This window comes from Rhodococcus sp. T2V (assembly GCF_029269925.1).
Taxonomy (GTDB): domain Bacteria; phylum Actinomycetota; class Actinomycetes; order Mycobacteriales; family Mycobacteriaceae; genus Rhodococcus_F; species Rhodococcus_F koreensis.
The window spans coordinates 116,329-129,333 of the sequence record NZ_JARJBD010000002.1 but is presented as its reverse complement, the minus strand read 5'-3'; the positions used below and the strand labels follow the sequence as shown (position 1 = coordinate 129,333).

At 70.0% G+C, this 13,005-nt stretch carries 1 protein-coding gene (only partly in view); it reads left to right on the top strand.

Annotated elements, in window-relative coordinates; genetic code table 11:
* Positions 1-13,005: the 3' portion of a non-ribosomal peptide synthase/polyketide synthase gene (locus tag P3H15_RS02845; protein WP_276135847.1), read on the top strand. The gene continues 20,817 nt to the left of window position 1, outside the view; 13,005 of the gene's 33,822 nt are visible here — the last part of the coding sequence; its start codon lies off the left edge, out of view; the stop codon is at positions 13,003-13,005.

The following is a 13,005-nucleotide window of genomic DNA, read 5'->3' as shown; positions in this document are numbered from 1 at the left end:
GACGCCGCCCTGACCGCGCAGCCGGGCATCGAGTTCGCGGTGACCGTGGGTCGCGAGAACCCCGCCGGACTGACGACCCTCGTGTCGTACGTCCTGCCCGCCGACGACGCGACGGTCGATCCGGAGTCGCTGAAGTCGGTTGTCGGCGAAACACTTCCGCCGTACATGGTGCCGTCCGTCGTGATCGTTCTCGACGAGATCCCGCTGACCGGCATCGGCAAGCTGGACCGGGCGCGGCTGCCCGAACCCGAGTTCGTGTCCGCGGGTGCGGAGTTCCGTGCCCCGACGACACCCGCCGAGGAGACGATCGCGGGCATCTTCGCGGACGTGCTCGGACTCGAGCAGGTCAGCGTCGACGACAGCTTCTTCGATCTCGGCGGAAACTCGCTGAGCGCCACCCGGGTCGTGTCGCGGGCCGGGCAGGTCTTCGGCCTCCGCATCGGCGTGCGGGAACTGTTCGAGGCCCCGACGGTCGCGGGCCTGGCCGCCCGCATCGCAGCCCCGGACGAGAACGTCCGGCCACGGCCCGTCCTCGCACCACGGGAGAGGTCTGCCTTCGTCCCGTTGTCGCTGGCGCAGTCCCGGATGTGGTTCATCAACCGCTTCGACCCGGACTCGCCCGCCTACAACATCCCGCTCGCCGTCCGGTTGACCGGCGCGCTGGACGTCGACGCACTGCAGTCCGCGGTGTTCGACGTGCTGGGGCGGCACGAGTCGCTGCGCACGATCTACCCGGATTCGGCCGACGGCCCGCACCAGGTGATCCTCCCGGCCGCGCAGGTGCCGATCGACGTCGCACCCGTTCCGGTCACCGAGACGGAACTGCGCGAGCAGCTGGTGGAGATGGTGTCCACCGGATTCGACGTCACCGCCGACGTGCCGCCGATCCGGGTGCGACTGTTCGAGGCCGGTCCGAAGGACTACGTGCTGGCACTCGTCGTGCACCACGTGTCGACCGACGGCGAATCCACCGCCCCCTTCGTGCGTGACGTCATGGTGGCGTACGCATCCCGGGCGGCAGGCCGCGAACCCGGCTTCGCGCCGCTTCCGGTGCAGTACGCGGACTACGCGATCTGGCAGCGGGAACTCCTCGGCAGCGAGGACGACCCGGACAGCCTGATCGCCGCCCAGCTGGGCTTCTGGACGAAGACCCTCGCGGGCGTGCCCGACCTCCTCGAGCTGCCCGTGGACCGGCCGCGCCCGCCCGTGCAGTCGCTGCGCGGGTCGCGGATCGATTTCACCGTCGACGCCGAGGTGCACCGCGGCCTGGCCGCACTGGCCCGCAGGCACAACGCCAGCGTGTTCATGGCCGTGCACGCCGCGTTCGCGGTGCTGCTCAGCCGGCTGTCCGGCACCGAGGACATCGCGGTCGGCACCCCGATCGCCGGCCGCGGCGAGCGCGAACTCGACGACGTCGTCGGCATGTTCGTCAACACCCTCGCGCTGCGGGTGCAGGTCGACGGGCGGCAGACGTTCGACGAGATCCTCGATCGCGCCCGGGAGGCCGACCTCGAGGCGTTCTCGCACGCCGACGTCCCGTTCGAGCGCCTCGTCGAGGTCCTGAACCCGGCACGCTCGATGGCCCACCACCCGATCTTCCAGGTGGGCTACTCGTTCCAGAACACGACGAAGGCCGAGCTGGAACTGCCCGACCTCACCGTCGCGCCGCTCGACGTCGAGGGCGACACCGCGCAGTTCGATCTGCATCTGATCCTGGGGGACAGCCCCGAGGGTGAGCAGATGTCGGGTGTGTTCACGTTCGCCACCGACCTGTTCGACGCCGCCACCGTCCAGCGTTTCGCGGACATGTTCCGCCGCGTGCTGGCCGCCGCGGTGGAGTCGCCGCAGACAGCGGTCGGCGACCTGCCGCTCACCGGCAGCGACGAGCGCGCACTCGTGGTGTCCGGATGGAACGACACCGCGCAGGCACTGCCGGCGACGACGCTGGCGGACATGTTCGCGGCCGCCGCCGCGGAGAACCCGGACGTCACCGCTCTCGTGTTCGACGGCGAATCGCTCACGTACGCCGAGTTCTCGGCGCGGGTGAACCGGTTGGCCCGGCATCTCGTCGGCCGCGGTGTCGGCCCCGAAACCGTGGTGGGCCTGGCCATTCCGCGTTCGGTGGAACTACTGGTCGGCATGTACGCGATCGCCGCGGCCGGTGGCGCGTACCTGCCGATCGACCCGGACCATCCGGCCGAGCGCACCGCCTACGTGCTGGAGAGCGCGCAACCCGTCTGCGTCCTGGCGACCCGCGACGTCGTCGGGGGACTGCCCGGTGGTGTCGACTACCTCCTGCTCGACGAACTGGATCTCGGCGATATCGACCCGGCTCCGCTGACCGACTCGGAGCGGACCGCACCGCTGCGGGCGGAGAACGCCGCGTACGTGATCTACACGTCCGGCTCGACCGGACGGCCGAAGGGCGTGGCGATCGCGCACGGTGCGATCGCGAACCAGTTGCGGTGGAAGCAGTCGGAATACCCGCTCACCGCCGAGGATTCGGTGCTGCTCAAGACGGCGGCCACGTTCGACCTGTCGGTGTGGGAGTTCTGGTGGGCGCTGACCGCGGGCGCACGGCTCGTCGTCGCCGCACCGGACGGCCACCGCGATCCGTCCTACCTGGCCGCACTCGTCGCCGAACAGCAGGTGTCGACGGTGCACTTCGTGCCCTCGCTGCTGTCCGCGTTCGTCGCGGTGGCGGAACCCGCGCAGCTGGCGTCGCTGCGCCGGGTGCTGTGCATCGGTGAGGCCTTGCCCGCCGACACGGTGCTCCGGTTCCGGGACGTCTGCGACGCGGACATCTTCAACCTGTACGGCCCCACCGAGGCCGCCGTCAGCGTCACCCACTACCGGTGCGGCGACGAGCGCGACGGTTCGGTCCCGATCGGCAGGCCCGAATGGAACACGCAGACCTACGTTCTCGATTCGCGTCTGCACCCCGTTCCCGCCGGCGTCACAGGTGAGCTCTATCTCGCGGGTGAGCAGTTGGCGCGTGGGTACTTCGGCCGCCACGACCTCACCGCGGAACGATTCGTCGCCGGCCCGTTCGGCAAGGCCGGGGCGCGGATGTACCGCACCGGCGACCTCGTGCGATGGAACCGCGACGGCAACCTCGACTACGTCGGCCGCAGCGACTTCCAGGTGAAGGTCCGCGGTTTCCGCATCGAACTCGGCGAGATCGAGCGTGCCCTCGTGGCGCACCCGGCGGTCGCGCAGGCCGTCGTCGTGGTGCACCATGACCGGCACACCGGCGACCGCCTCGTCGGTTACATCGTGCCGGAGCCGGGCGGTGCTGTCGACGACGCCGACGTCCTCGCGTTCGCGGGTAGGTCGGTACCCGGCTACATGGTGCCGTCCGCGCTGATCGCGCTCGACGAGCTGCCGCTGAACATCAACGGCAAGCTCGACCGCAAGGCGCTTCCCGAACCCGAATTCGGCGGTGCCGCGGACCATTACCGGGCTCCGCGGACCCCGGTCGAGGAAATCGTCGCGGGTGTCTTCGCGGACGTCCTCGGTCACGAGCGGGTCAGCGCCGACACGAGCTTCTTCGACCTCGGTGGCAACTCGCTGGTCGCGACCCGCGTGGTCGCCCGGCTCAACGCAGCCCTGGACACGTCGATCGGTGTGCGCGAGCTGTTCGAGGCGCCGACGGTGATCGCGCTGTCGGCGCGGGCCGAGCAGTCCGATTCGGCGGGTGCGACCCGGCCGGCACTGGTGCCGCAGTCGCGTCCCGCCCGGATTCCGCTGTCCCCGGCGCAGTCCCGCATGTGGTTCATCAACCAGTTCGACACCGCGTCGGCGGCGTACAACATTCCGCTGGCGATCAGGCTGACCGGCCACCTCGACGTCGCCGCGCTCGAGCAGGCGCTCGGCGACGTCGTCGAGCGGCACGAGACGCTGCGCACCACCTACCCCGACACCGGTGACGGACCGGGCCAGGTCGTGCTGTCGCGGGCCCGGGGTTTCACGGCCCTGGACGTCGAGGACGTGGCCGACGAGACCGTGCTGCGCGAACGCGTGATCTCCCTCGTCACCGCCGGATTCGACGTCGCGGCGGCGGTTCCGGTCCGGGCCCGCCTCCTGCGGATCGACGCCGAACAGCATGTGCTGGTCATCGTCGTCCACCACATCTCGTCCGACGGCGCCTCGACGGCACCGCTGGCACGCGACGTGGTGATCGCCTACAGCGCCCGCGCCGCCGGCTCGGAACCCGCCTGGGCTCCGCTCGACGTCCAATACGCGGACTTCTCGCTGTGGCAGCACGAGTTGCTCGGTGACGAGAACGCCCCGGATTCGCTGGCCACCCAGCAGATCGACTACTGGCGGACCACGCTGAGCGGTCTGCCGGACGTGCTGCCGTTGCCGACGGACCGGCCGCGGCCGCCCGCACAGTCGATGCGCGGCGCCAACTTCGACTTCGAGATCGACGCGGCACTGCGCGACCGGCTCGGGGCGCTGGCCCGCGAACACAACGCGTCGCTGTTCATGGTCGCGCACGCGGCGCTGTCGGTGCTGCTCGCCCGGCTGAGCGCCACGGACGACATCGCGGTGGGCACCGCGATCGAGGGCCGCGGCGAGGCCGCACTCGACGACCTGGTCGGCATGTTCGTCAACACGCTGGTGCTGCGCGCGCAGGTCGACGTCGACGCGACGTTCGCCGACCTCCTCGCGCAGGTGCGTCAGCATGACCTCGGCGCGTTCACGCACACCGACGTGCCGTTCGAGCGGCTGGTCGAGATCCTACAGCCGGAACGCTCGACCGCGTTCTCGCCTCTGTTCCAGGTCGCTCTCGCGTTCCAGAACATCGAGCAGGCGCACCTCGAACTGCCCGGCCTGACGGTCGAGGGACTCGACGGTGGGATCAACGCCGCCAAGTTCGATCTGCAGCTCACACTCGCCGACGCGGCAGACGCGGACGGTGACGCGCCGATGCGCGGCGTGTTCACCTACGCGACGGATCTGTTCGACGAGCGCACCATCGCGTCGTTCGCGTTCCGCTTCCAGCGCATCCTCGAGGCGATCACCGCCGACGCGTCCGTGCTGATCGGCGACATCGACGTCCTCAGCGAGAACGAGCACGCCGTGCTGGCTCCGGTGCGCGGCGTGGACACCGCCGCACCCGAGCTGCTGTCGGGCATCCTCGGCGCTGCCGCGGCGGTGAACCCCGACGCCGTCGCCGTCGTGTGCGGCGACGACCAGGTCACCTACCGCGAACTCGACGAGCGCTCGAACCGTCTCGCCCGCGTTCTCATCGGCAGGGGCCTCGGCGCCGACGATTTCGTGGCGCTGGCACTGACACGCTCCGTCGAATCGATCCTCTCCATCTGGGCGGTCGCGAAGACCGGGGCGGCGTTCGTCCCGGTCGATCCGAGTTACCCGTTCGACCGGATCATGCACATGGTCACGGACTCCCGCGTGGAGATCGGTCTCACCACCGGCGCGCACGTCGCGGAACTCCCGGACACCGTGCGCTGGCTCGTGCTCGGCGCGGACGAGATGGACGACCTGTGCGCGTCCGTGTCGGACGAGGCCGTCACCGACGCGGACCGCATCCGTCCGGCCCGCGTCGACGACGCGGCGTACGTGATCTACACGTCGGGATCGACGGGTCTGCCCAAGGGCGTCGTCGTCACCCACACGGGCCTGGCGAACGTCACGACCGAGCAGGTCGAGCGGCTCCGGCTCACCCCGCAGTCGCGGGTGCTGCACTTCGCTTCGCCCAGCTTCGACGCCTCCGTCTTCGAGTTGCTGCACGCCGTGGCCGCCGCGTCGACGATGGTCATCGCGTCCGGTGTCGTGTACGGCGGAGACGAACTCGCCCGGTTGCTGAAGAAGCAGAAGGTCACGCACGCCTTCATCACACCCGCCGCGCTCACCACGGTGGACCCGGCCGGGTTGGAAGGCGTCGAGGTGCTGTCGGTGGCCGGCGAGGCCTGCCCGCCGGAGCTCATGCAGAAGTGGGCACCGGGCCGGCGCATGTTCAACCTGTACGGCCCGTCCGAGGCGACGATCTGGAGCACGTCGAGCAACCCGATGAGCGCGGATCGGCCCGTCACCATCGGCGGTCCCACCCGGGGCGTCGACGTGGTCGTCCTCGACTCCCGGCTCACGCCCGTCCCGGTGGGTGTCGCGGGTGAGCTGTACGTCGCGGGTCCGAGTGTGGCGCGCGGTTACCACAACCGGTTCGCCCTGACGGCGGAGCGATTCGTCGCCAACCCGTTCGGCGGTCCCGGTGAGCGGCTCTACCGCACCGGCGACGTCGTCCGCTGGGTGCACGACGACGAGACGGGCGACCTCGTCCTCGACTACGTCGGCCGTTCCGACTTCCAGGTGAAGGTCCGCGGATTCCGCATCGAACTCGGTGAGATCGACGCCGAACTCGGCAGGCACCCGAGTGTCGACTTCGCGGTCACGCTCGGCCACCACCGCGAGCAGACCGGACAGACCGTGCTCGTGTCGTACGTGATGCCTGCAGCGGGCGCGTCGATCGACGTCGCCGAGCTGTCGGCGTTCGTCTCCGAGACCCTGCCCGGGTACATGGTGCCGTCGTCGATCATGGCCATCGACTCGGTTCCGCTGACACCCGCGGGCAAGCTCGACCGCAAGGCGCTTCCCGAGCCGCAGTTCGTGTCGGTCGCCGGCGAATACACCGCGCCGTCGACGCCGATGGAGAAGGCCATCGCCGACGTCTTCGCGCAGGTTCTCGGCGTCGACCGGGTCGGCGTCGACGATTCGTTCTTCGCTCTCGGCGGCGACAGCATCGTGTCCATCCAGCTGACGACCCGGGCGAAGAACGCCGGGGTGCTGTTCACCGCGCGCGACGTCTTCGAACGCAAGACCGTGGCGGCGCTGGCCGAGGTGGCCGCGTGGGCCACCGAGGTCGACTCGGTGAAGCTCGAGGAATTGCCGGGCGGCGGCGTCGGAACGATGCCGCTCACCCCGATCGCGCACTGGCTCGTGGAGACGGCAGGAACCTTCGAGAAGTTCTCGCAGGCCGTCCTGCTGACCACCCCGCCCGCCGTCACGCGAGATCAGCTGGCGGACACGGTGGACGCGATCCTGGCGCGCCACGACATTCTCCGTTCCCGGCTCACGCGGGTCGGGGACGACTGGTCGTTCGAGTCGCTGTCCGTTCGACGCGCGTTCGACGCGGACGAGCTGATCGAGCAGATCGAGTTCACCGACAAGCCGGGCACCGACGGGTTCGAGCGGCTGGCCCGCGCGGCTCTCAGTCGTGCCGCAGACCGCCTCGATCCGGCGGCGGGCCGGATGACGCAGTTCGTGTGGTTCGCCCCGGCGGAGTCGTTGCCGGGTCAGAGCGGACGCCTGCTGGTGCTCGCGCACCACCTCGTCGTCGACGGGGTGTCCTGGCGAGTGCTGTTGCCCGACTTCGCGACCGCGGGTTCGCAGATCATGGCGGGAGCGCCGGCGCAGCTCGAACCGGTCGGATCCTCCGTCCGGGCGTGGGCGCACGGACTCGCCGAGGAGGCGAAGTCTCCGCACCGCGTGGCCGAACTCGACTTCTGGCGCGGCATGCTCGCGGGAACCGACCCGCTGATCGGACGGCGCGCGTTCGATCCGGAACGCGACGTGATCGCCCGGACCGACCGCCTGAGCATGACGTTCTCGACGCAGGTGACGCAGGCGTTGCTGACCACGATCCCGCAGTCGGTGAACGGCGGCGTCAACGACGGCCTGCTCGCGGCGCTCGCCCTCGCGGTGTCGCGCTGGCGTGAACTCCGCGGCGGCACCACGGATCGTTCGGTGCTGATCAACCTGGAGGGACACGGCCGTGAAGAGTCGACCGTTCCCGGTGCCGACCTCGCCCGCACGGTGGGCTGGTTCACCAGCCTGTACCCGGTGCGGCTGGACGTGTCGCGGGCCGATCTCGCCGACGCGTTCGACGGCGGCACCTCGGCGGGTTCTGCGTTGAAGGCCGTCAAGGAACAGTTGCTGGCCGTGCCCGACAAGGGCATCGGCTACGGCCTCCTGCGCTACCTCAACGACGAGACCGCTCCGGCTCTGGCGTCGCTGCCGACTCCGCAGATCGGGTTCAACTACCTCGGCCGGGCGGGTTCGGTGGATCTGCCCGCCGAGATCCGGGATCTCGGCTGGATTCCGGACAGCGACTCGGGTGAGTTCGGCGGCGCCATGGACGACGAGATGGTGGCGCCTGCGGTGCTCAGCATCAACGCGGTCACGTCGGAGACGGCGTCCGGCCCGCAGATCGAGGCCAAGATCGCGTTCGCCACCGAGATTCTCGACGAGGCGGACGTGTGGGAGTTCGCGGAGCTGTGGCACGCCGCGGCGACCGCGCTCGCCGAGCACGCGTCCGGGCCGAGGAGCGGCGGTCTCACGCCGTCCGACGTCCCGCTCGTGACCGTGACGCAGGACGACCTCGAGACGCTCGAACGGCGCTACCCCGCCGCGACCGACGTGTGGCCGCTCGCTCCGCTGCAGTCCGGAATGTTCTTCCATTCCGTGCTCGCCGAGGACGCGGTGGACGTCTACACCGCTCAGGTGGTGCTCGACTTCCGGGGCGTCGTCGACACCGGCCGCCTCCGCCGCGCGGCGGAAGCGTTGATCGCGCGCCACGCGAACCTGCGCACCGCCTTCGTCCCCGACGATTCGGGGACCGCGGTCCAGGTGGTCGTCGACCACGTTGCACTGCCGTGGGAAGAACTCGACCTGTCGGCGCTGTCCGAGACGGACCGCGAGGAGCGGATCGGTTCCGTTCTGAGCGAACACCGTTCGGCGCGGTTCGACATGGGCCGCCCGCCCCTGATGCGGTTCCTGCTGATCCGCACGGGGGAGAGCAGCTACCGGTTCTCCATCAGCAACCACCACATCCTGCTCGACGGATGGTCGATGCCGCTGCTGATGAAGGATCTGCTGGTGCTGTACGCGACCCGCGGGGACGGCTCGGTGCTGCCGCGAGTCCGCGGCTACCGTGACTTCCTCAGCTGGCTGTCCGAACGCGACGCCAACGCCTCGCGCAGCGCGTGGGCGCACGCACTGGCCGGGCTGGACGGGCCGACCGTCCTGGCCCCGGCGCCTGCCGGCGAGGACCGTCCCGAGCCCGCCGAGATCGCACTGCATCTCGGTGAGGTGGTGAGCGAGAACCTGGCGCGCATCGCGCGGGATCGCGGCCTGACGATGAACACGATCGTCCAGGCGGCGTGGGGTCTGCTGCTGGCCCGGATGACCGCGTCCGACGACGTCGTCTTCGGCGCCACCGTGTCGGGCCGCCCACCGGAGGTCGCGGGCATCGAGTCGATGGTGGGTCTGTTCATCAACACCATCCCGATCCGGGTGCGCGTCGATCCCCGCGAGTCGATCCTCGGACTGCTCGAACGGCTGCAGGCGGAACAGTCCGCTCTGTTCGACCACCACCACATCGGTCTCCCCGAGATCCAGCAGATCGCCGGAATCGGCGGGCTGTTCGACACGTTGACGGTGTTCGAGTCGTACCCCGTGGACCGGGCCGGACTCACCGAGGACAGCGACATCGACGGCCTGCGGGTCGCCGGGGTGCAGATCAGCGACGCCTCGCACTACCCGCTGAGCCTGCTGGCGCAGTCGGACAGCGAACTGCAGTTGGTCCTGAAGTACCTTCCGGACGTGTTCGGCGCCGACACCGTCGAGCGTCTCGGTTCCCGGCTGAACCGGATCCTGCAGACCATCGCGGCCGGAAGTTCCACTCTGGTGGGCGATCTGGACCTGCTCGCGCAGGACGAGCGCGACCTCGTCCTGTCCGGATGGAACGATTCCGGCCGCGACGTCGCGGAAGAATCCGTGGTGTCGATGTTCGGTGCCCAGGTTGCGCGCACACCCGATCGGACCGCCGTGGTGGCGGACCACGTGCGCCTGACCTACGCCGAGTTCGACGCGCGGGTCAACCGCCTGGCGCGGCACCTGATGGCGATCGGTGTGGGACCGGACACGGTGGTGGGCATCGCGATGCGGCGCTCGCTCGACATGCTGACCAGCCTCTACGCCGTCCACGCGGCGGGCGGCGCGTACGTGCCGATCGACCCCGAGCATCCCGCCGACCGGACGTCGTACGTGGTGGACAGCGCCACGCCGGCCTGCGTGCTGAGTTCGGCCGACGACATCGCGAACCTCGACGTGGAGGTCCCGGTGTACCTGGTCGAGGACTTCGACCTGTCCGGGTACGGCGACGGTCCGGTCGAGGACACCGAACGGCTCGCCGACCTGCGCCCGGACAACCTGGCGTACGCGCTGTACACGTCGGGTTCGACGGGACGTCCGAAGGGTGTGGCGATTCCGCACTCGGCGCTGGCCAATCAGCTGGCGTGGATGCGCGACGTCTACGGCATCGACGCGCAGGACGTGGTGCTGCAGAAGACGCCGTTCACGTTCGACGCCTCCGTGTGGGAACTGTTCCTGCCGCTGGTGGTCGGCGGAACCCTCGTGATCGCCTCACCGGACGGTCATCGCGATCCCGACTACATGGCCGCGACGGTCGACACGGAATCGGTGACGGTGATCCAGTTCGTCCCGTCCGTGCTCACCATGTTCCTCGACGCCGCGACCGCCGACGGGTGCGGTTCGCTGCGGCTCGTGTTCGCGGGTGGTGAGCCGTTGCCGCAGTCGGCCGCCGAGCGGGTTGCAGGACTCGGCTCCGCGGAGCTGGTGAACCTGTACGGCCCGACCGAGGTGACCATCAACTCGACGGCCCACGTGGTGGAGCGGTCGGGTACGGCGACGATTGCACCGATCGGTTCGCCGGCCTGGAACACGCGGGCCTACGTGCTCGACGCCCACCTGAATCCGGCACCGATCGGTGTTCCCGGCGAGCTGTACCTCGACGGCGCGCAACTCGCGCGCGGCTACGTCAACAGCGCCGCGCTGAGTGCGGAACGGTTCGTCGCCGACCCGTTCGGTGATCCGGGTGCGCGGATGTACCGCACCGGTGACCTCGTCCGGTGGAACGAGAGCGGTGTCCTCGAGTTCGTGGGCCGCACCGACTTCCAGGTGAAGGTGCGCGGACTGCGCATCGAGCTCGGCGAGGTCGAGGAGGCCTTCGTCCGGCACGGCGACGTGGCGCAGGCAGCCGTGATCGTGCACACCAGTGAGGTGGGCGCGCGGCTCGTCGCCTACGTCGTGCCGAGGCCCGACGCGGCCATCGACCAGGCGGCGCTGAATGCGTTCGTCGCGGAATCGTTGCCCGAGTACATGATCCCGGATTCCGTGATGGTTCTCGCGGAGCTTCCGCTGGGCACCAGCGGCAAGCTCGACCGGCGCGCGCTGCCGGTGCCGGACTTCGCCTCGGCGGCCGAGTTCCGCGCGCCGCGCACCGACACCGAACGGGCACTCGCCACCGTGTTCGGTGAGCTGCTCGGCCGGGAGCGCGTCGGCATCGACGACTCGTTCTTCGAACTCGGCGGCGACAGCATCGTGTCCATCCAGTTGGTGGCGCGGGCGCGTTCGGCCGGTATCCACTTCACGGCGCGCGATGTGTTCGAGCGGCGCACCGTTGCCGAGCTTGCAGCAGTGGCCGATTCGGGCGAGTCCGCTGCGGCGGTCCTGGCGGAGTACGAGGGGGGCGGCGTCGGAACGGTGCCGCTGACCCCGGTCGCCCGCAAGATGGTCGAGCGCGGCGGCGACTTCGACCGATTCGTCATGCCGTTGTTGCTGACACTGCCCGCCGGAATCGAGCGCGAGCAGGTGATCGCGACGATCACCGCGGTGGTCGACCGGCACGATGTGCTGCGGTCGACACTGGTCACGGACGGTGCCGGGGACGCGCTCGAGATCGCGCCTGCGGGCAGCGTCGACCTCGACGCCACCGTGCAGCGGGTGGAGATCGCGGCCGGCGCCGAGCCCGGTTCGCCGGAGTTCGACGCGGTGGCGGGTGCGGCCTTCGATGCGGCGCTGGATCGTCTCGATCCGCGCACCGGGTCGATGCTCCAGTTCGTCTGGTTCGACCCCGCCGAGGCGGATCGCCGCGGACGGCTCCTCGTCGTGCCGCACCACCTCGTCATCGACTCCGTGTCGTGGCGGATCCTGGTGCCGGACTTCGCGACCGCAGGCGCCCAGATCGCCGCAGGCACGACGCCGTCGCTCGAGCCGGTCGGAACGTCGCTGCGGCGGTGGACCGACGGTCTGCTCGAGGCGGCGGCGACACCGGAGCGGGTGGCCGAACTCGCGGTGTGGGAACGGATGCTGACCGCTCCGGATCCGCTGCTCGGATCGCGTGAGCTGGACCTGCGCACCGATCTGGTCAGCACGCTGGAACGGACCCGGGTGGACGTGCCCGCACCGGTCACCGAGGCGTTGCTGGGCGGCACGCCGGGTGCGCTCGACGGTGAGATCGGCGATGTCCTCGCGGCGGCCCTCGCGTTGGCGGTGGCCGCGTGGCGGCGCGACCGCGGAGTCGAGGCCTCGTCGACGGTGGTCACGCTCGAGGGTCACGGACGTGAAGAGTCCGCGGTGCCGGGTGCGGATCTGTCGCGGACGGTCGGCTGGTTCACCACGATGTACCCGGCACGGCTCGATCTCGCCGGGGTCGACATCGCCGACGCCCTGCGGGGCGGTGCGGGCGCCGCGGATGCGGTGCGCGCGGTGCGGGATCAGCTGCGCGCGATCCCGGACCGGGGAATCGGATACGGACTGCTGCGGTACCTCAACCCCGACACGACGTCGGTGATGAGGAACTGGCCGGAACCGCAGATCGTGTTCAACTACATCGGACGCGTCAGCGCCGCCGAGGTTCCCGAGGCGGTCCGCGGACTCGACTGGCTGCCCGACTTCGAATCTCCCGTCACGGGTGGGTTCGAGAAGAGTGCGATGCCCGCCCAGGCCGTTCTCGACATTCAGTCGGTGATCTCGGAAACTGCTGAGGGCCTGCAGTTGTCGGCGTTCATGTCGTTCCCGCCCGGCATCCTCTCGGCGCCGGACGTGGACCGGTTCGGGCAGTTCTGGGTGGCGGCGCTCACCGCGCTCGTGGCTCAGGCCGAGGAGCGGTCCGGGAACTGA